Source organism: Massilia sp. Root351, from assembly GCF_001425045.1.
GTDB lineage: Bacteria > Pseudomonadota > Gammaproteobacteria > Burkholderiales > Burkholderiaceae_D > Rugamonas.
Window position 1 is genome coordinate 115,714 of sequence record NZ_LMDJ01000035.1, and the last position, 18,861, is coordinate 134,574.

At 66.8% G+C, this 18,861-nt stretch carries 17 protein-coding genes; 8 read left to right on the plus strand and 9 right to left on the minus strand.

Annotated elements, in window-relative coordinates:
• Nucleotides 1-129: 129 nt before the first annotated feature.
• Together ASD15_RS28895 and ASD15_RS28900 are read left to right on the plus strand one after the other, a co-directional pair.
• Nucleotides 130-2,634, plus strand: a complete 2,505-nt coding sequence (locus tag ASD15_RS28895) for a TonB-dependent receptor domain-containing protein (protein WP_057158472.1) — start codon at nt 130-132, stop codon at nt 2,632-2,634.
• 143 nt (nt 2,635-2,777) lie between these two features.
• On the plus strand, nt 2,778-3,104 hold the full coding sequence (locus ASD15_RS28900) for a hypothetical protein (RefSeq protein ID WP_082552221.1): 327 nt from the start codon (nt 2,778-2,780) through the stop codon (nt 3,102-3,104).
• Nucleotides 3,105-3,339: 235 nt separating this feature from the next.
• On the opposite strand, the gene ASD15_RS28905 is transcribed toward ASD15_RS28900, so the two are convergent.
• Complete coding sequence (locus tag ASD15_RS28905) at nt 3,340-4,407, minus strand: MBL fold metallo-hydrolase (RefSeq protein WP_057158473.1); 1,068 nt, start codon at nt 4,405-4,407, stop codon at nt 3,340-3,342.
• Between the two features lie 76 nt (nt 4,408-4,483).
• On the opposite strand from ASD15_RS28905, the gene ASD15_RS28910 reads away from it, so the two are divergent.
• Nucleotides 4,484-5,098, plus strand: a complete 615-nt coding sequence (locus ASD15_RS28910; protein ID WP_057158474.1) for a TetR/AcrR family transcriptional regulator — start codon at nt 4,484-4,486, stop codon at nt 5,096-5,098.
• Nucleotides 5,099-5,102: 4 nt separating this feature from the next.
• Here ASD15_RS28910 and ASD15_RS28915 read toward each other — a convergent pair whose 3' ends face one another.
• Both ASD15_RS28915 and ASD15_RS28920 read right to left on the minus strand, forming a co-directional pair.
• A complete protein-coding gene (locus ASD15_RS28915) occupies nt 5,103-6,191 on the minus strand; it encodes a hypothetical protein (protein WP_057158475.1) in 1,089 nt (362 codons plus the stop codon).
• A gap of 1 nt (nt 6,192) precedes the next feature.
• Nucleotides 6,193-6,462 (minus strand): MoaD/ThiS family protein, encoded by a 270-nt coding sequence (locus tag ASD15_RS28920; protein WP_057158476.1) that lies wholly within the window; start codon nt 6,460-6,462, stop codon nt 6,193-6,195.
• Between the two features lie 95 nt (nt 6,463-6,557).
• On the opposite strand from ASD15_RS28920, the gene ASD15_RS28925 reads away from it, so the two are divergent.
• Entirely contained in the window at nt 6,558-6,890 is a 333-nt protein-coding gene (locus tag ASD15_RS28925) for a hypothetical protein (RefSeq protein WP_057158477.1), read from the plus strand.
• Here ASD15_RS28925 and ASD15_RS28930 read toward each other — a convergent pair.
• The 6 genes from ASD15_RS28930 to ASD15_RS28955 form a co-directional block, all read right to left on the minus strand.
• Nucleotides 6,887-7,192 (minus strand): 2Fe-2S iron-sulfur cluster-binding protein, encoded by a 306-nt coding sequence (locus ASD15_RS28930; protein ID WP_057158478.1) that lies wholly within the window; start codon nt 7,190-7,192, stop codon nt 6,887-6,889. The genes ASD15_RS28925 and ASD15_RS28930 overlap by 4 nt on opposite strands.
• Nucleotides 7,189-7,527: a hypothetical protein gene (locus tag ASD15_RS28935; RefSeq protein ID WP_057158479.1), complete on the minus strand. Its 339-nt coding sequence runs from the start codon at nt 7,525-7,527 to the stop codon at nt 7,189-7,191. Before ASD15_RS28935 ends, ASD15_RS28930 begins: the two co-directional genes overlap by 4 nt.
• Before the next feature lie 109 nt (nt 7,528-7,636).
• The gene (locus ASD15_RS28940; protein WP_057158480.1) at nt 7,637-9,331 is read right to left on the minus strand and encodes a PAS domain-containing methyl-accepting chemotaxis protein; all 1,695 of its coding nucleotides are present in this window, start codon (nt 9,329-9,331) and stop codon (nt 7,637-7,639) included.
• A gap of 132 nt (nt 9,332-9,463) precedes the next feature.
• The gene (locus ASD15_RS28945) at nt 9,464-11,203 is read right to left on the minus strand and encodes a glycosyltransferase family 39 protein (RefSeq protein ID WP_082552222.1); all 1,740 of its coding nucleotides are present in this window, start codon (nt 11,201-11,203) and stop codon (nt 9,464-9,466) included.
• Nucleotides 11,200-12,414: a TIGR03088 family PEP-CTERM/XrtA system glycosyltransferase gene (locus ASD15_RS28950; protein WP_082552223.1), complete on the minus strand. Its 1,215-nt coding sequence runs from the start codon at nt 12,412-12,414 to the stop codon at nt 11,200-11,202. The genes ASD15_RS28945 and ASD15_RS28950 overlap by 4 nt, the downstream gene beginning before the upstream one ends.
• 41 nt (nt 12,415-12,455) lie before the next feature.
• Complete coding sequence (locus ASD15_RS28955; RefSeq protein WP_057158481.1) at nt 12,456-13,679, minus strand: glycosyltransferase family 4 protein; 1,224 nt, start codon at nt 13,677-13,679, stop codon at nt 12,456-12,458.
• A gap of 152 nt (nt 13,680-13,831) precedes the next feature.
• Between ASD15_RS28955 and ASD15_RS28960 the strand changes: the two genes are divergently transcribed.
• The 4 genes from ASD15_RS28960 to ASD15_RS28975 are packed head-to-tail and all read left to right on the plus strand — an operon-like array spanning nt 13,832 to nt 18,810.
• The gene (locus ASD15_RS28960; RefSeq protein WP_057158482.1) at nt 13,832-15,199 is read left to right on the plus strand and encodes a UDP-glucose/GDP-mannose dehydrogenase family protein; all 1,368 of its coding nucleotides are present in this window, start codon (nt 13,832-13,834) and stop codon (nt 15,197-15,199) included.
• Between the two features lie 11 nt (nt 15,200-15,210).
• On the plus strand, nt 15,211-16,245 hold the full coding sequence (locus ASD15_RS28965) for an NAD-dependent epimerase/dehydratase family protein (protein ID WP_057158483.1): 1,035 nt from the start codon (nt 15,211-15,213) through the stop codon (nt 16,243-16,245).
• A 10-nt stretch (nt 16,246-16,255) separates the two neighbouring features.
• Complete coding sequence (locus ASD15_RS28970; protein WP_057158484.1) at nt 16,256-17,572, plus strand: nucleotide sugar dehydrogenase; 1,317 nt, start codon at nt 16,256-16,258, stop codon at nt 17,570-17,572.
• Nucleotides 17,569-18,810: a glycosyltransferase family 4 protein gene (locus ASD15_RS28975; RefSeq protein WP_157201186.1), complete on the plus strand. Its 1,242-nt coding sequence runs from the start codon at nt 17,569-17,571 to the stop codon at nt 18,808-18,810. Before ASD15_RS28970 ends, ASD15_RS28975 begins: the two co-directional genes overlap by 4 nt.
• The last annotated feature ends 51 nt before the right edge of the window (nt 18,811-18,861 follow it).

The window sequence follows — 18,861 nt, forward strand, 5'->3', positions numbered from 1 at the left end:
TTGATTGACATCGATATCATTTGTGGATTTAATGACTACACTCTCGCAGCAATGACCTCTGCGAAGCGTGTGGACAGTGGCATCATGTCCAGGAGACAGCACGATTACCTCGATAAGAAAGAGAAGCATATGAACAGCTCGAACAAGTTCCTGTTGTCGTCAGTGACGCTGGCCGTCCTGTCGTTGATGAATCAATCGGCGTTGGCGCAGGAAGCTGCCGCCGCGCCGGCCGCCACGCCAACAGCCCCTGCAGCGCCAGCCGCCCCGGCCAAGGATTCCGTGGCCGCCGAACTGCAGCAAGTGGTGGTGACCGGCGTGGCGGCCTCGCGCGGCGTGCGCAAGCTCGATTCGGCGTTTTCCATCACCACCGCCAATGAAGAGCAGCTGAAGCAAGCCTCCCCCAGCAGCACCGCCGACGTGATGAAGCTGGTGCCCGGCGTGTACGCCGAAGCCACCGGCGGCCAGTCCGGCGCCAACATCGAAGTGCGCGGCTTCCCGTCCGGCTCCGATTCGCCGTTCGTATCGGTGCAGATGCAGGGCAATCCCATTTATCCGGTGCCGACGCTGTCCTTCTTCGAAGGCTCGTCGGCCTTCCGCCTGGACGACACCATCGAGCGCGTGGAAGTGCTGCGCGGCGGCCCGAGCACCATCTTCTCCAGCGGCCAGCCGGGCGCGACCATGAACTTCATCCTGAAAAAAGGCGGCGAGACGCCGGAGGGCACGCTGCGCTTCACCGCCGGCACCGGCGAGTTGCGCCGCGTGGACTTGTTCTACGGCGGCAAAATCAGCGAAGGCTGGTATGGCAGCGTCGGCGGCTTCTACCGCACCGCGCACGGCGTGCGCGACGCCGGCTTCCCGGCCGACGACGGGCACCAGATCACCGCCACCCTGACCCGCAAGCTGGACCAGGGCGAACTGACCCTGTACGCGCGCAGCACCAGCGACAAGAACGCCTTCTACACCGGCGTGCCGCTGATTTCGGCCAACGAGGGCCGCAGCATCAGCGCCTTCCCCGGCTTCGACCCGCTCAAGGGCACCCTGATGAGCGGTGAAATGCGCCGCTTCACCATCGAAGCGGCGCCCGGCAAGACCCTGAGCTACGACCTGGGCGACGGCCGCGGGCTGAAAGGCAACGTGTTCGGCGCCGAGTTCGACCAGACCTTCAGCGGCTGGACCGTGTCCAACAAGTTCAACCGCTTCGACGCGGACATGAACACCATCGCCATGTTTACCGGCAACAATCCGCTGACCATGGGTGCCTACAACGCGGCCGCCATCGCCTCGGCCAACGGCAGCGCGGCCACCCTGGCGGCAGCGGGACGTCCGGCCACGTCGGCGGCGGCCACCTTCGTCAACGGCGGCGGCGCCGTGTCCGACAGCACGCAGGTGGTGCAGGCCGGCCTGTGGGCGGTGGAGAAGAAACTGAAATCGTTTACGGACGAGCTGCGCATCAGCCGCGAATGGATGGCCGGCAATACCGTCACCGTGGGCGGGTATTTCGCCAACTACTCGTCGGACGACGTCTGGTACCTGGGCAACAGCCACCTGATGACGGCGGTGCCGAACGCCAGCCTGATCAACGTCAAGCTGAACAACGGCGTGGTGGTGTCCAACAACGGCACCGACGGCAACGTGTTCTACGCGCCGAACGCGTCGTACGACGGCAGCAACACGGCCTTCTACGTCAGCAACGAGTGGAAAGTCAACGAGCGCATCAAGGTCGACGCGGGCGCGCGCCGCGAGCGGCAGAAGATCGACGGCACCATCTCCAACCTGATCGCCGGCGACACCGACAACAACCCGCTGACCGTGTACAACAACGGCACCTCGATGCCCTCCGGCGCGTACACCGCGCTGGGCCGCAAGGACACCGCCAGCTCCTTCACCATCGGCGGCAACTACAAGCTGAGCAAGGACGCCAGCGTGTTCGCGCGCGCCAACACCGGCCACACCTTCATCACCTTCGACGACCTGCGCAACGCCGGCAGCCAGAAGAACGTGGACGACCGCGGCATCCTGCCGACGCCCAAGATCAAGCAGCTGGAGATCGGCTTCAAGACGGTGGGCGAGCTGTACAGCGCTTACATCAACGCCTTCCACACGGAGTTCGACGGCATTGCCTTCCAGCAGATCCTGTCCAACGGCAGCATTTTGAACTCCACCAGCGGCTCCAAGGGCAACGGGCTGGAGTGGGAAGTGTCGCTGCGCCCGGTGCGCAACCTGACGCTGACCTTGACGGGCGATTACCAGAAGTCCGAATACAAGGACAATCCGGCCACCGAAGGCAAGACTGTTCAGCGCCAGCCCAAATTGCAGTTCCGCTTCACGCCGACCTACAAGATCCCGCTGGGCGAGGACAACTCGGTCAAGCTGTACGGCACCTTCACCAAGATCGGCGACCGCTGGGCCGACCAGGCCAACCTGCAATACCTGCCGTCGTACAAGACGGTGGACCTGGGCGCGCTGTTCTCGCTGGGCGAGAAGATCGAGATCCGGGTGGCGGCCACCAACGTCAACAACGAGCTCGGCCTGACCGAAGGCAACTCGCGCCTGACCAGCGGCAACAGCGGCCCGGTCAATGCGCGTCCGCTGTTCGGGCGCGCGGTGGAAGGCTCGCTGCTGTACCGGTTCTAAACACGGCGATCAGCCGGCATTACTCCCTGTAGTCTTGGGCAAGGCCGTTCCCCTCCGGCCCTGCCCTTTTTTGTCTGCGCGACTATTGCAACTGCGCTACTTTTCGCCTACGCTTGAGATAAGTCCGCTCTAAGGGGTGCACCGTGGCTACCGTCACGTCCGTCGATACGCTGCGCAATGCGGTTGCGGTTGCTGAACGCAAAGTCCAGCAGGACCAGACGCGTGTGGACCAGGACGCCAGCCGGCTGCAGGACAGCCGGGTCCAGCTGGCCAAGGACCAGGAACAGCTCAGCACCCGTCAAAAAGAAAGCCGCCAGGCCGAAAGCGCGACTGCTGTCGCAGCCGCCCCGGTACAGCTCGACAAAGCCATTGCCAAGCCCGTCCCCACCGACCTCGACGCACTCCCCCGCGCGCCCCAGCTCAACACCCAAGGTCAGACGGTAGGACGCATCATCAACATCATCGTCTGACCCGCCTCAGCCGCCTCCTACGGGCAAGCTGTGCCGCATTCCCACCACTTCGGGGTCAGACCCCGAAGTGGTGCACAGTCCGCTTCGCCGGGATACAAAGTCAGATTTGGCCCTGCGGCCGCCACGCAGCCATCTGACAGTGCTAAGACAGCGCCGACAAGCAGCCTGAGCCGCATCCGCACCGCCTCGGGGTCTGACCCCGAAGTTTGGCGGATGCGGCTCAGCTCGGTGGGGCTTACAGCACTTGCTGCCACCATTTGCCGGTGGCGGGGATCTGGCGCAGGTTGAGCTGCTGGCCGATTTCGGGGGTGGCGAGCACTTGGCCGCGCTGCTCGGCCAGCACGCTGATGCGGTCGAACGGCTCGTTCCAGGCGTGCATGGCCAGGTCGAAGGTGCCGTTGTGGATCGGCATCAGCAGCTTGCCGCGCAGGTCGATGTGGGCCTGCATCGTCTCTTCGGGCTGCATGTGGATGTCGGGCCATTGGGGGTCGTAGGCGCCGGTTTCCATCATCGTCAGGTCGAATGGGCCGTATTTGTCGCCGATCTCCTTGAATCCCTTGAAGTAGCCGGTGTCGCCGCTGAAGAAGATGCGCTGGCCGCCAGCCTGGATTACCCAGGACGCCCACAAGGTCTTGTTGCGGTCGGTCAGGCTGCGGCCGGAGAAGTGCTGCGCCGGCGTGGCGGTCAGGCGCACGCCATCGACTGCGGTCGATTGCCACCAGTCCAGTTGCTGCACCTTGGCTGCCGGCACGCCCCACTTGACCAGGGTGTCGCCCACCCCCAGCGGCGCCAGGAAGTGTTCGGTCTTGGCCGCCAGCGCCAGCACGGCGGCGTGGTCGAGGTGGTCATAGTGGTCGTGCGACAAGATCACGCCCTTGATCGGCGGCAGCTCGGCGATGCTGATCGGGGGCTGGTGGAAACGCTGCGGCCCCAGCCACTGCAGCGGCGATGCCCGTTCCGAGAATACCGGGTCGGTCAGCCAGAATTGACCGTCCAGCTTGAGCAGTATCGTCGAGTGCCCCAGGCGAAACACGCTGTTGTCCGGCGCCGCCAGCAACTGCCCGCGCGTGATCGCGTGCACCGGCACCGCCTTGGCGGGCGCGGTGTCGGCCGGCTTGGCAAACGCCATCCGGTACAGGATGCGCATCCCGCCCATGAAGCCGGTCTTGTGCATCGGCACCGGGTTGCGGAAGGCGCCGTCGCTGTACTGCGGCGAGACGTGGTCGAGTTCGTGCGCGGACAAGGTGCAGTAAGCCATGGTCAGGGTTCCCAGGAGTAAGGTGAGCAGTGCAAGGCGTTTCATCGGCGGCCTCAAAAGTATACTGCACAGTGTAGTTTCATTTTTTGAGAAAGTAAACTGCCGGGTGTAAAATACTTGCATGCCTACTCCCCCAGCCTCCCGCCTTACCGACCGCAAGCGCCAGGCCATCGTCGCCGCAGCGGTGGCGGAATTCCGCGCCAACGGCTTCGACGCCACCAGCATGGACAAGATTGCCTCCACCGCCGGCGTGTCCAAGCGCACCGTCTACAACCACTTTGCCAGCAAGGACGAGCTGTTCGCCCATATCCTGCAGCAACTGTGGGACAGTAGTGCGGCCCTGCAGGCGTTCCGCTACCGCGCTGACCAGCCGCTGCGCGCGCAATTGCTGGAGCTGATGGGAGCCAAGATGGCGCTGCTGCGCGACGGCTATTTCCTGGACCTGGCGCGGGTCGCCATCGCCGAGGGCATCCACCGCCCGGAACGGGCGCAGGAAATGGTGGCCAGGCTGGCCGACAAGGAGGAAGGCGTGGCGGCCTGGCTGCGCGCGGCGCAGGCCGACGGCAAGCTCAAGCCCATGGACCCGGTACTGGCCTCGCATTTGCTGCAGGGCCAGCTGAAGGCATTCGCCTTCTGGCCGCAGGTGACCATGGGCCAGCCGGTGCTGGAACCGGCTGCCGAAGCGGCCCTGGTGCAGACGGCGGTGGAGATGTTCCTGGCTTACTACGCCAGCTAGCAGGTCAGCCGAACCTGACCGCGTACACCGGCGGCATAGTGCTGGAGATGGTCTGCCAGTAGTCGCCGCCGTTGGCCGACAGCCACACGCCGCCGGTGGTCGATCCCATCAACAAGGTCTTGCCATCCTCGGCCACCGCCAGGCCATGGCGGTACACCAGGTCGTAGCAGTGTTCCTGCGGCAGGCCGTTGCGCTGCGCCGTGAACGTGGCGCCGCCGTCGGTGGTGCGGGTGGTGGCCATGGCCGCGTCCACCGGAATGCGCTGCTGGTCGGCCACGCCGGGCGCGAACCAGGCCGTGTCGCCGTCGCGCGGATGCACCGCCACGGCGAAGCCGAAGCTGGACGGCTGTACCTGCGTCACCTCGGTCCAGCGCGCGCCGTTGTCCACGCTGCGCCAGATGCCGCTGTGGTGCTGGCACCATAGTTTGTCCGGCTCGGCTTCGCAGCGCACGATGCGGTGCGGGTCTTGCGCCACGCCGTCTTCGGCCAGCTCGGGCGGCATGTAGCCGGCCACCATGCCGCTGGCGCGCAGGGTCCAGCTGGCGCCGCCGTCCGTGGTCAGCCAGGCGCCGCCGACCGACACGCCGACCAGGATGCTGCGGCTGTCGCGCGGGTCCACGCACACGCTGTGGATGCCGGCCGCGTCATAGCCGCCACCCATCCACTGGGTGCGCTCGGGCAGGTTCCACAGCGCTTCCACCAGCTGCCAGCTGTCGCCCCGGTCGCTGGACTTGAACAGTCCACCCGGCAGCGTGCCGGCCCACAGCACGCCCGGCTCGTCCTTGCCGCCCGCCTCCAGGCACCAGATCTGGCGCAGGGTCCAGTCGGTCTGGTCCTCGCTGCCTTCGGGCTTGGGCGGGTAGACCGGCACGCTCACTTCGGTCCACTCGGCACTGCCGGCGTCGCGCCGGTGCAGCTTGGCGCCGAAATGGCCCAGGTTGAGGGCCGCGTACAGGGCGCCGTCGCGCTCGTCCGCCAGCACCTGGCTGACCGGCTCGCCGAGGAAGTGGCGCCCTTCCAGTTTCCATTCGCCGTTCTTTGCGGCCAGCTCGAACAAGCCCTTGCGGGTTGCAAGATACGCGCGGTCTGCCATGTCAGCCTCCTGAAAGTGCTTGCAAGATGTAGATCTGGGAATCGGGACGCAATGCATCGTCCAGCCGTTCGCGGTCGCGGCTGCGCTGGCCGTCGATGAACACCACCACGTTCTGGCGCAGGCGGTCCTGGTCGTCGAGCACGTAGCCGCGCAGGCGCTGGTTGCCGGCAAAGGCGGCGTCGAGCGCGCCGCGCAGGTCGGCCGCCTGCACCTCGAGCCGGGGCACGGGCAGGAAACGGGCAAGTTGCTGAGTAAAAATGATGTGCGCCATCAATGGCTCCAACCGTGCTCCTGGACCGGAAATTCTAGCGCGGATCGGACCAGCTTAGGTCTAAAATGCAGGCAGGGCAACCTCAGGAGCAACAGATGGCGATCTCGCGTGCAGAACTGGAAGCGCTGATGCTGGAAGTGGAGCAGGAAGACCCGATCGATTTCGCCGACCTGCCCTTCGCGGAGCAGGATTTGCGCGCCCTGGTGGCCAGCCACCTGGTGGACATGGCGGACGCCATGGCGTCCTTCAGCGAGGAGGACCGGCGCCTGACGCTGATGGCGGTGGCGGCCAAGCTGGTGCTGGAAAACCTGGTGCTGCACATTCAGATGCTGCGCCAGCACGGCTTGCCGCTGAGCGGCAGCGCGGATGCACTGCTGAGCCGGCTGCGCCGGGGCGAAACCGGCGGCGGCTCGCAGGCCGGCGGCTAAGGCTGCGGCGCGCCGGGATCCGGCGCGATGCGGCGCGCGGCCGGCACCGCCAGTTCCAGGTCGGACTGGGCCACGGCCACGCAGGGCAGGATGTAGCCTTCGCGCTTTTCGTCCGCGCTCAGGCCAGGCCACTCGATCAGGTAGCGCACGCTGCCGCTGCCCATGTGGCAGATGCACGTGCGGCAGGTACCGTTGCGGCATGCACTGGGCAGGCGGATGCCGGCCTGCTGCGCCGCCATCAGCAGCGTGCTGCCGCCGCCGGCGTCGAATTCCCAACCCTGGATGGTCAGGCTGACCTTCATGTCGCCTGGCAGGCCGCCCGCGCTGCGGCCATGCGCTGGTCCTTGCGCTGGTCCACGGCGGCGGACTGGCCGTTGTTCATGAGTTCGTCGACCTCGGCCTTCGGAATATTGTCCCAGTAGGCCTTGGCCACGCACGCGCAGTACTTGGGGACCAGCTTCAGGTTCTTGGGTGCGCCCGGCCCGGTATTGCCCAGGCGCACGCAGGCGCTGCGCTCGATCTGCTTGATGCCGTCCAGGCGTGGATCGGCGGCGGGCGTGGACGCTGCGGTGGCGCCAAGCGAAATGGCAACTAAGGTGGCAACCGTGGCGGCAGCCGGCAGGATGGTCAAACGCATGAAAATTTCCCCGGTGAATTACTCCGCTATCTTACACCGACCTCTAGCGGACCTTGCACGTCCTTCACCGGGGACAACGCGCGGCAGGGCGCGGGAGGAGACAACTCGGTCAGGCCAGCTGGCGCACCTTGGCGCGGATGGCAGCGGGCGGCGCGGATGGCGCCGGGATCGCACGGCCGCTGGAGGGGAAGACGCGTAGCGCGCCTGACGGCGCCGGCGGCGCCACGCGGCGCGCCGACAGCTCGCGCAGCTTGAACACGGCCATGGCCTGGGCCACGCATTCGGTCTGCTGCGCCAGGCTGGTGGCGGCGGCGGCAGCCTGCTCCACCAGCGCCGCGTTCTGTTGCGTGATGTCGTCGATCTGGATCACGGCCTGGTTCACCTGCACGATGCCATTGCCCTGCTCCTTGGTGGCGGTGGAGATTTCGTCCATCACGCTGGTGACGCGGCTGACCGATTTGATCACCTCGTTCATGGTGGCGCCGGCGCTCCCGGTCAGCACCGTGCCGGCATTGACCTTCGCGATCGACAGGTCGATCAGCTGCTTGACCTCCTTGGCCGCGCTGGCCGAACGGTGCGCCAGGTTGCGCACCTCGCCGGCCACCACCGCGAAGCCCCGGCCCTGCTCGCCGGCACGGGCCGCCTCCACCGCCGCGTTCAGGGCCAGGATATTGGTCTGGAAGGCGATGCCGTCGATCAGGCCGATAATGTCCAGGATCTTGCGCGACGAGGTACTGATGTCGTCCATGGTGGTGACCACCTGGGACACGATGCTGCCGCCCTGCTCGGCAATGTGCGAGGCCGCCTCGGCCAGCTCGTTGGCGCTGGCCACGTTGGTGGCGCTTTGCTGCACATTGGTGGTGAGCTGCTCCATGCTGGCGGCGGTCTGCTGCAGGCTGCTGGCCTGCGACTCGGTACGGCCCGACAAGTCCTGGTTGCCGCTGGCGATCTCGGTGGTGGCTTGCTTGATCTCGTCGAAATTGCTGCGCACATCGCCGATGATGCTGTGCAGGTTCACGTTCATCTGGCGCAGCGCGGCCAGCAACTGGCCCATGTCGTCGTCGCGCGGCACGTCGATCACGCCGGTCAGGTCGCCGCCCGCCATCTTGCGCGCCGCCAGCGTGGCGCGCTTCAGCGGGCCGACGATGGCGCGGTGCAGGCTGTACCAGAAATACAGCACGATGGCAGCCGCCAGCAACGCGCCGGCGCCCAGCCACGCGCCGTGCCGGCTGTCCATGGTCCAGAAGGCCACCGCGAACACCAGCATGCTGGCCGTGAGCCAGGCGCAGTTGATGCCGAGATGGCTGGCCACCGACAGCTTGCGCAGCTCATTGAGCCGGGTCAGCAGGCCGCTGCGCAGCACCCGGCCGTTGCGGATCCGCACGCCGTTCGGATTGCCTGCCTTGATTTCGCGGTACAGCGCGTCGGCCTGCGCCACCTGCTCCCGGCTGGGTTTGGTGCGCACCGACATATAGCCGACCGGCTTGCCGTTTTCTATCACCGGCGTCACGTTCGCCAGCACCCAGTAGAAGTCGCCGTTCTTGCAGCGGTTCTTGACCATGCCGGTCCACGGCATGCCGTCCTTGATGGTGGCCCACAGGTCGGCGAACGCCTGCACCGGCATGTCCGGGTGGCGCAGGATATTTTGCGGCGCACCCAGCAGCTCGGCTTCGGTGAAACCGCTCACCTCGATGAAATAGGGATTGGCGTAATTGATATTGCCCTGCAAATCCGTGGTCGATACGATGGTCTTGCCGTCTTCGAGCACGTATTCATTCTGGGTAACGGGAGTATTCTGGCGCATCGCATATCCTTGTCGGGTAGGCTTTCGATACGCGAGACGGGGGTGGGGGCTCGCTGGGAAACTTCAGTATAGCCAGCGATTCACCCCAGATTGTCACCAATTGTTGCAATCGGAAATTATTTTCGGTCAGCATCAATTCCCGGCATTGATAGACCGGTTGATGATGGGCAGGTCCAGCTGGCGCGGACCGGCCCGGCGGCCGGACGGCGCCTTGTTGCGGTAGATCACCAGTTCCTTCTCGTAGGCCCGCACATTGTTGGGCGTGGGGATGCGTGCCACCACTTCGAACTGGCCAGCCGCCAGCACGCGCTCGAAGCGCTGCATGACCGCCAGGTCGTTCCAGAAACCGGGCTGCACCACCAGGTAGCTGACGTTCAACGCGTTGATCTGGCTGAGGATGTCGGCTTCGCTCAAGTCGTGTTCCTTGACGCCCAGCTCGCGCCGCACGGCCACATTCAGCAGCATCTTGTCGGCCCGCACCACGGTCAGGTCGCGGCGCTCCTCGTGGGTGCGCATATTGAACACAAAGGAGCCGTCGCGGTAGCCGGAAAACAACACGCTGCTGTCCTTGGGGGCTTTTTCCGCAACCAACCTGGCGGCCTCGGCGTAGCCGCCGACATAGGCCACCGGCCGCATCAGTACGGTCTGCAGCGCCACCGCCGCCGTCAGGGCGGCCAGCGCGGCGCCGCGCCAGCGCGGCTGCGGCAGCCGCATCAGCAGCAAGGCGGCGGCCAGCACCACAGGCGGCAGGATGAACACGCTGTGGCGCGCTTCCTTCAGGTCGATGGCCGAGAAGAACAGGTAGCCGGCCACCAGCCACAACAGCCAGAACACGCTGTCGCCCTGGTTCGGCGCGGCCATGCCGTCCGGGCTGCGGCGGCGCAGCGCGGGCACGGCGGCGGCCAGCAAGCCAGCCGCGCCGGCGGCCAGCATGGCCCAGCCCAGCTGGCCGGGGAACTGGCGCAGATACCACAGCCAGCCGGCCAGCGAGCGGCGCGACACCAGCGAGTCGTTGATGCCGGAGGCGGACTGGATGTTGGCCTGGCCGAATTTCACGGTCAGCACCAGCAGCGGGATCAGGCCGATGCAGGCGACCAGTGCGGCCAGCCACACGTGGCGGTCCTTCAGCGCCTCGGCGCGGCGTTCATACAGCAGGGTACCGGCAAACGCCAGCGCCAGGAAGCCGGCCGTCAGCTTGGTATACATGGCCAGCAGCAGCAAGGCGGCGGCGCCGTACAGCAGCAGCGGGCGCTGATATCCCGTGTGGCGGTAGCGCGTAAACAGCGCGGCGCTCCAGATGAAGAAGGCCAGGCTGGGCAGCTCCAGCATGACCTGGCGGCCCCAGAAGGCGATCTCCGGCAGCAGCGCCAGCATGGCGGCGGCGGCAGCGGCCGGCCAGGCCGGCAGCCAGCAGCGGAACAGCGCCCATGCGCCCCAGGCGAAGGCCACGTAATGCAGCGCCACCACCAGCAGCGCCGTGCCTTCGGAAACGCCGAACAGCGCATAGAACGGCGCGCTGATGGCGTAGAACAGCGGCGGGTAGAACAGGATGGTGAGCGCGGGATACTGTGCGTAGTAGTCGTAGGCGTAGCGCGACGGATCGGACCACGGCGCGGCCGCGACCAGGTCTTTCACGAACACGCCGTTCAGGGCGTGGCGCGGCGCGTCGCTCCACCAGTAGGAGCCGTCGGCGTGGGCGCCCAGGAACAGCAGGCCGACCAGCGCGGCCAGCGCCAGATGGATCAGCCAGTAGGTGCCGCGCGCGGTCGCGCCCTGCGCGCGCACGCCATGCGCCACGTCCGCCTGCGCGGCGGCGCGCCCGGGGCCGGCGGCGCCGCCGGCGGCGCTGCGGTGGTTGTGCACCGTGCTCATGCGTGCCGTGCGGTGCTGTCATACACCGCCATGTAGTTGTTGACCATTGCCGCCATGCTGAATTCCTCCATTGCGATCTTGCGCGACGCTGCGCCGTGCGCGCCGCGCAGGTCCGCGTCGCCGCCATAGGCGGCCAGCAAGGCGGCCAGGCCATCCACGTCGCCCGGTTTGAAGTAGCGCCCGCAGACGCCGTCGCGCACCAGCTCCAGGTTGCCGCCCACGCCGGTGGCCAGTACCGGCAGGCCGCAGGCCATGGCTTCCAGGATGGTGTTGGAAATGCCTTCGGACAGCGAGGGCAGCACGAAGACGTCGAAGCTGGCCAGGATGGCGGGCACGTCGTCGCGCGCGCCGGACAGCCACACCTGCTGCTGCAGGCCCAGTTCGGCCACCAAGTCATGCAAAGCCTGCTCCAGCGGGCCGCCGCCGACCACCGCCAGGCGCAGGCGCGGCCACAGCCCGGGCTGCGTATCGCGCAGGCGGGCGAAGGCGCGCAGCAACGTGGCCTGGTCCTTCACCGGCTGCAGGCGGCCCACGGTGCCGATCAGGATGTGCTGCGGCCCGGCGAAGCCGTCCGGCAACGCGGGCCTGGGCGCGTCCGCCGCGCGCGGCACGAAGCGCGTGGTGTCGACGCCGTTGTACACCTGCCTGATGCGCGGCTGCGCCACGCCGACGCGGCGCGCCAGATAGCGCGCCAGGTCCTGCGAGACGGTGATGTAGCGGTCGATCAGCGGCGCGTGCAGGCGGCGCAGCAGCGCCGGTTTCCACTGGCTGCCGTCCAGGTCGCCAACGTCCCAGCCGTGCTCGCCGTGCACGCAGGCGCGCACCCCGGCCAGGCGCGCCGGCAGCAGCGCGTCCAGCCCGGACATATTGCGCGAGTGGACGATGGCCGGCTTGAGCCGGCGGAACAGGCGCAGCATTTCGAGCCGCATGCGCCAGATGCCGACGCGCGAGCGGTGCAGCGCATACACTTCCACGTCCTGGCGCTGGATGCGCAGGCGGAAATCGTTGTAGTTCTCCACGCACAGGATGGCGTGGCGGTAGCGCTCGGCCGGCATGGTGTTGATCAGGTTGACCAGGCCGTTCTCCAGCCCGCCCATGACGAGGTGGTGGATCACGTGCAGCACCAGCGGGCGCGTGTCGGCCGCCGCCGTGGCCGGCCCGTTGGCGCGTTCCCCGCCCGGCTCGCCGGCGGCCTGCCTGGCCGCATGCATCGCGATCCCAGGCGCACTCGCGGGCACACTCAAGGGCACGCTCATGGACGCACCCCGGGGCGCGCGCCGGCCGGCTGCCACACCGGCGTGCTGCGGCCCTGCAGGATGTCGCTGAACAGGCGCAACTGGCCTTCGGTGGTGGCGTCCCAGCTGAACAGCTCGGCGTAGCGGCGCGTGTCGGCGCGCTCGGGCGGCGCGGCGCGCAGCGCCTTGACCGCGTCGGCCACGCCCAGCGGCGTGCGCTCGCGCATCAGTACGCCGGCCGCCGGCGCGGCCACCACTTCGGGCGTGCCCCACACATTGCTGGCCACCACCGGCGTGCCGCACGCCATGGCTTCCAGCAGCACATTGGCCCAGCCTTCGCGGCTGGAGGCCAGCACCATGGCGTCGGCCGCGTTGTAATAGCGCTTCAGTTCGGGCTGCGCCACCGGGCCGAGGAAGCGCACGCGTGCGGACACGCCCAGCTGCGCCGCCAGCGCTTCCAGCTTGGCGCGGTCCGGGCCGCTGCCGGCGATCAGCAGTTCGGCGTCCGGCAGCGCCGGCAGCGCGGCGATGATCAGTTCGTGCCCCTTGCGCTCGATCAGGTAGCCGACCGACAGCAAGGTGTAGCGGTTCAGGCCCAGTTCGCTGCGCACAACGTCGCGTTCCGGCAACGGTGCAAAGCGTTGCAAATCCACACCGTTGCGCAGCGGCGTCACCCGGTCGGCGTCCACGCCGAGTTGCACCATTTCATCTTTGAGCGCCTGGCACACGGTGATCATGCCCTGTGCGTTGCGTGCAGCCCACAAAATCATGCGCTTGGGCAATGAATATTGCGGTATCAAATTGATGTCCGTGCCGCGCGCGGTGATCACCACCGGCTTGTTGAAGTACTTGCCGAGCATCACCGCCGCCACGCCGTCCGGATAGAAGTAGTGCGCGTCGATCAGGTCGAAGTCGTAGCCCTCGTCCAGGATGCGGCCGATTTCGCGCTTGGCGGCCCGCGCCAACAGCAGCGGCGCCACCCGCATGCCGATCTTGGGCAGGCTGATATAGCGCGGATGGCTTACCCGTATGCCGTGCCGCTCCTCGTGGCGCGGCACTTTGGCGTAGCTGGCGTACTCGCCGAAGCGCGGGTTGGTTGATGGAAACCATGGCACTGGAGCAACAACGCGGGAGGTGGCCTTGCCGCTGGCCAACAGGTAGCGCAGCCGGGTTTCGACGAAGATGCCGTGGCCTGCATGTTGCTCGTTGGGAAATAAGGTGCTGAAGGTGAGTAGCTTCATTTTCTGAGGTAAGAACCGGTGGGCGTTACGCCGCACTGCGGCACGTTTACTGATAATAAAATTGAAAGTACAATTACGCAAGAGCTACGCTTGGACGGCCAAGCGCAATCCGCCTCTCGCCTCTACCGGCGTTCAGTCTACAGGCACGATAAATGAATATTTCAGTGATAGGCTCGGGCTACGTTGGTCTTGTGACCGGAGCCTGTTTTGCCGATGTCGGCAACACCGTTTTGTGCCTGGATGTGGACGAGCGCAAGATCGCCCTCCTCAACAGCGGCGGCATTCCCATCCATGAACCCGGCCTCGACGCGCTGGTGGCGCGCAACGCGGCCGCCGGCCGGCTGCTGTTTACCACCAGCTACGACGAGGCGGTCGAGCACGCCGACGTGATCTTCCTCGCGGTCGGTACCCCGCCCGACGAGGACGGCAGCGCCGACCTGCAATACATCCTGGCGGCGGCGCGCAGCATCGGCCAGCGCATCACCCGGCCCGTGATCGTGGTCGACAAGTCCACCGTGCCGGTGGGCACCGGCGACAAGGTGCGCGCCGCCATTGCCGGCGAGCTGGCCAGGCGCGGCGCCGCCGTGCAGTTCGACGTGGTGAGCAATCCCGAATTCCTGAAGGAAGGCGCGGCGCTGGAAGACTTTACGCGTCCGGACCGCATCATCGTCGGCAGCGACAACCCGGCCGCGCTCAAGCAGATGCGCCAGCTGTACGCGCCGTTCAGCCGCCAGCACGAGAAGTTCATCGAGATGGACGTGCGCAGCGCCGAACTGACCAAGTATGCCGCCAACGCCATGCTGGCCACCCGCATCAGCTTCATGAACGAACTGGCCAACCTGGCCGAGCTGCTGGGCGCCGACATCGAGCAGGTGCGCCTGGGCATGGGCAAGGATCCGCGCATCGGCCCGCAGTTCCTGTACGCCGGCATGGGCTACGGCGGCTCCTGCTTCCCGAAGGACGTGAAGGCGCTGATACGCACCGGGGCCGACTTCGACCAGCCGCTGCGCATCCTGCAGGCCACCGAGGACGTCAACGAGCGCCAGAAGAGTGTGCTGTTCGACAAGCTGGTGCGCCATTTCGGCAGCGCCGGCGCGCTGCACGGCAAGACCATCGCACTGTGGGGCCTGGCCTTCAAGCCGAACACCGACGACATGCGCGAGGCGCCCAGCCTGGTGCTGATCCGCGCGCTGTTCGCGGCCGGCTGCAAGGTGCGCGCCTACGACCCGGTGGCGAGCAAGGAGGCCGAGCGCCTGCTGCTGGCCGAACACGGCCAGGCGCGCTGCAAGGACCTGCTGTTCCTGGCCGCGTCGGCCAAGGAAGCGGCGGCCGACGCCGATGCGCTGGTGCTGGTGACCGAGTGGAAGGAGTTCCGCTCGCCGGACTTCCGCTACCTGGCCGCCACGCTGCGCGACAAGGCGGTGTTCGACGGCCGCAACATCTACGACCTGGAAGCGGTCACCGCTGCCGGCCTGTCCTATGAAGGCATAGGGCGCATCAACCACGCGCTGAATACGTGAGCGGGGATCCGATGCAAAGCGCATTGCGGAAAGTCCTGGTGACGGGTGCGGCCGGCTTTGTCGGCAGCGCCGTCGCCGCACGGCTGGCGGCCATGGGCCACAGCGTGGTGGGCTGCGACAACTTCAACGACTATTACGATCCGCGCCTGAAGACCGGCCGGGTGCAGTCCCTGCTGGCGCCCGCCGGCATTGCCTGCCACAGCGTGGAGCTGGCCGACGGCGCGCAGGTGCAGGCGCTGTTCGAACGCGAGCAGCCGGCGCTGGTGGTGCACCTGGCCGCGCAAGCCGGCGTGCGCTACTCGATCGACAATCCTGCCGCCTATGTGCAGTCCAACCTGGTGGCCTTTGGCCACATGCTGGAAGCGTGCCGCCACCACAAGGTGCAGCACCTGCTGTACGCCAGCAGCAGCAGCGTATACGGCGCCAACGCCAGCCTGCCCTTCAGCGAGGACGACAAGACCGACGCTCCGGTGTCGATGTACGCCGCCACCAAGAAGGCCAACGAGCTGATGGCGCACTCCTACAGCCACCTGTTCGCCCTGCCCGCCACCGGACTGCGCTTCTTCACCGTGTACGGCCCTTGGGGCCGCCCGGACATGGCCTATTTCAGCTTTGCCGAGAAGATGATGCGCGGCGAACCGATACCGGTCTTCGCGGAAGGCAAATTGAGCCGCGACTTCACCTACATCGACGACATCGTCGAAGGCGTGGTGCGCCTGCTGCACAAGCCGCAGCCTGCCGCCGGGGCGAATGGTGAAGACCGCGTGCCGCACACCGTCTTCAACATCGGCAACCACCAGCCTGTGCGCGTGCTGGAGTTCATCCAGACGCTGGAGCGGGTGCTGGGCGTGAACGCGAACATGAATTTCCTGCCGATGCAGCCGGGCGACGTGCCGGCCACGTACGCGGCCATCGACAGGCTGCGCGACTGGGTCGGCTTCGCGCCGACCACCACGCTGGAAACCGGCCTGTCCCGTTTCCGCGACTGGTATCTGCCGTGGCGCGCCGAGCGGGATACGCTCGCGCCGGCCGCCAAAAACAATTGAAAGGATTGCCGTGAAAATTTCTGTTTTCGGACTTGGCTACGTGGGCGCCGTCTCGTGCGGCTGCCTGCCCGAACTTGGCCATGAAGTGATCGGTGTCGACACCAATCCGCTCAAGGTGAAGATGATCAACGACGGCCAGTCGCCGGTGGTGGAGGAAGGCATCAACGAGCTGATCTCCAAGGCCGTGGCCAGCGGCAAGCTGCGCGCCACGCACGACGTGGAGGACGCGGTGCTGAACTCGGACGTGTCGCTGATCTCGGTGGCCACGCCGTCCAACCCCAACTACTCGCCCAACCTGACGGCGGTGGACGCGGTGGTGCGTTCGATCGGCGCCACTTTGCGCAAGAAAAAAGGCGCGCACGTTATCGTGCTGCGCAGCACCGTGCCGCCGGGCACCACCGAAGAGCGCATCCTGCCGATCCTGCTGGAAGCGTCCGGCCGCAAGATAGGCGAAGGCCTGTCGCTGGTGTTCAACCCCGAGTTCCTGCGCGAAGGCAGCTCCGTTAAGGACTTCCACAATCCGCCGCAAACCGTGGTGGGCAGCCTGGGCGAAGCGGGCTACGAAGCGATGGAGGCCATGTACCAGGGCCTGCCGGGCAAATTCGAACGCACCACCACGCAGATCGCCGAATCGGTGAAGTACCTGTGCAATGTGTTCCACGCGATGAAGATCGTGTTCGCCAACGAAGCCGGCTCGGTGCTCAAGGCCTGCAACCTGGACGGCCGCGAAGTGATGAAGATCTTCTGCCAGGACACGCAGCTGAACATCTCGCCGGCCTACCTGCGCCCCGGCTTCGCCTTCGGCGGCTCCTGCCTGCCGAAGGAAGTCAAAGGCTTCCTGACCATGGCGCGCGACCTGGACGTGCCGATTCCCACGCTGTCGGCCCTGCTCGACTCGAACGAGGCGCACATCAAGCGCGCTTACGACATGATCGCCAAAAACGGGCGCAAGAAGGTGGCGCTGTTCGGCCTGGCCTTCAAGCCGGGCACCGACGACATGCGCGACTCGCCGCTAGTGGTGCTGGCCGAGCGCCTGCTGGGCAAGGGCTTCGAACTGGCCATCTTCGACCGCTTCGTCAAGATCAGCCGCCTGCTGGGCAAGAACAAGGAATTCATCGAACAGGAAATCCCGCACCTGGACAAGCTGCTGCGCGACACGCCGGAAGCGGCGCTGCACGACGCCGAAATCATCGTCATCGGACATGCCGACGCCGAGGCGCGCCAGGCCATCGTTTCGCGCGCCAAGGGCCGCCGCATCATCGACCTGTCCGGCTACGCCGAGCTGCGCGACGCGCCGGGCGCACTGTACGAGGGCATTTGCTGGTGAACGGTTCCAAGCCGAAGCTGGTCTTCATCTCGCCCGTGTTCCTGTTTCCGAACGACGCGGGCGGCAAGATCCGCAGCACCAATATCCTGCGCGGCCTGAAGGGCGGCGCCTTCCACGTGACCTTGCTGAGCGCGGCCACGCCGGAGCAGGCGCGCCGCTGGAGCAAGGAAATTGCCGGCGTGTGCGACGAATTCGTGCCGTGGCAGCCGGCGCCGCACCGCCCCATGTGGCGGCGCGCCTTCGACCTGCTGGGCAGCCTGCCGGTGAATGTGGCCAACGACAGGACGCGCCCGGGCATGGACGCGGTGCGCCAGCTGGCGCAGCGGCCCGATGTCGACCTGATGGTGTTCGACTTCGTGCATTCGGCCGTACTGCGTCCGGCCACCCTGCGCATGCGCAGCACCTGCTTTACGCACAACGTGGAGGCGGAAATTTTTGCGCGCCACGCGAAGCAGGCGCGCGGCCCGCACAAGCGCTGGCTGTGGGGTTCGCAGCACACCAAGATGGCGCAGTTCGAAGGCGACGCGCTGCGCAGCTTCGACAGCGTGATCGCGGTCTCCGAGCGCGACGCGCGCTTCTTCAAGGACGCCTACCAGGTGGCCGAGTCGTACGCGATTCCCACCGGCGTGGACCTGGATTTCTTCTCCTACCAGGACCCGCCGGCGGTGGACGCGGCCACGCCGCCGACCGTGGTGTTTACCGGCTCCATGGACTGGGCCGCCAATATCGACGGCATCCAGTTTTTCCTGGGCCAGGTATGGCCGAAAGTGCTGGCGGCGCGGCCGGAAGCGCGCTTCGTGATCGTGGGGCGCAACCCGCCGGCCTCGCTGCAGGCGCTGGCGCGCACCACCGCCAACGTGGAGTTCACCGGCTTTGTCGATGATGTGCGCACTTATGTGCACAAGGCGCATGCCTTCGTGATCCCGCTGCTGGTGGGCGGCGGCACGCGCATCAAGGCTTTCGAGGCCATGGCCATGGGCTGCCCGGTGGTGTCGACCGCGATCGGCATCGAGGGGCTGGATGCGGACAAGGACGTGCACTACCTGGAGCGCGACGATCCGGCCGCCATGGCGGACGCGGTGCTGCAGCTGCTGGCCGACGGCGCGCTGCGCGACGGCCTGGCGCGGCGCGCGCGCCAACTGGTGGAAGAGCGCTTCGGCCACGAGAAGGCGGCGCGGGTGTTCGAGGACATCTGTTTGCGCACGCTGGCGCTGCCGGCGGCGACCGAGGCCGCGTGAAGGCCGGCGGGTTACACGTCCGGCAGGCAGGGCGGGTTAGCGGCGCAGCCG

Coding starts and splice junctions, on each gene's coding strand:
- ASD15_RS28895 (WP_057158472.1), top strand. CDS start 130: ATGAACAGCTCGAACAAGTTCCTGTTGTCGTCAGTGACGCTGGCCGTC.
- ASD15_RS28905 (WP_057158473.1), bottom strand. CDS start 4,407: ATGAAACGCCTTGCACTGCTCACCTTACTCCTGGGAACCCTGACCATG.
- ASD15_RS28910 (WP_057158474.1), top strand. CDS start 4,484: ATGCCTACTCCCCCAGCCTCCCGCCTTACCGACCGCAAGCGCCAGGCC.
- ASD15_RS28915 (WP_057158475.1), bottom strand. CDS start 6,191: ATGGCAGACCGCGCGTATCTTGCAACCCGCAAGGGCTTGTTCGAGCTG.
- ASD15_RS28920 (WP_057158476.1), bottom strand. CDS start 6,462: ATGGCGCACATCATTTTTACTCAGCAACTTGCCCGTTTCCTGCCCGTG.
- ASD15_RS28925 (WP_057158477.1), top strand. CDS start 6,558: ATGGCGATCTCGCGTGCAGAACTGGAAGCGCTGATGCTGGAAGTGGAG.
- ASD15_RS28930 (WP_057158478.1), bottom strand. CDS start 7,192: ATGAAGGTCAGCCTGACCATCCAGGGTTGGGAATTCGACGCCGGCGGC.
- ASD15_RS28935 (WP_057158479.1), bottom strand. CDS start 7,527: ATGCGTTTGACCATCCTGCCGGCTGCCGCCACGGTTGCCACCTTAGTT.
- ASD15_RS28940 (WP_057158480.1), bottom strand. CDS start 9,331: ATGCGCCAGAATACTCCCGTTACCCAGAATGAATACGTGCTCGAAGAC.
- ASD15_RS28945 (WP_082552222.1), bottom strand. CDS start 11,203: ATGAGCACGGTGCACAACCACCGCAGCGCCGCCGGCGGCGCCGCCGGC.
- ASD15_RS28950 (WP_082552223.1), bottom strand. CDS start 12,414: ATGCATGCGGCCAGGCAGGCCGCCGGCGAGCCGGGCGGGGAACGCGCC.
- ASD15_RS28955 (WP_057158481.1), bottom strand. CDS start 13,679: ATGAAGCTACTCACCTTCAGCACCTTATTTCCCAACGAGCAACATGCA.
- ASD15_RS28960 (WP_057158482.1), top strand. CDS start 13,832: ATGAATATTTCAGTGATAGGCTCGGGCTACGTTGGTCTTGTGACCGGA.
- ASD15_RS28965 (WP_057158483.1), top strand. CDS start 15,211: ATGCAAAGCGCATTGCGGAAAGTCCTGGTGACGGGTGCGGCCGGCTTT.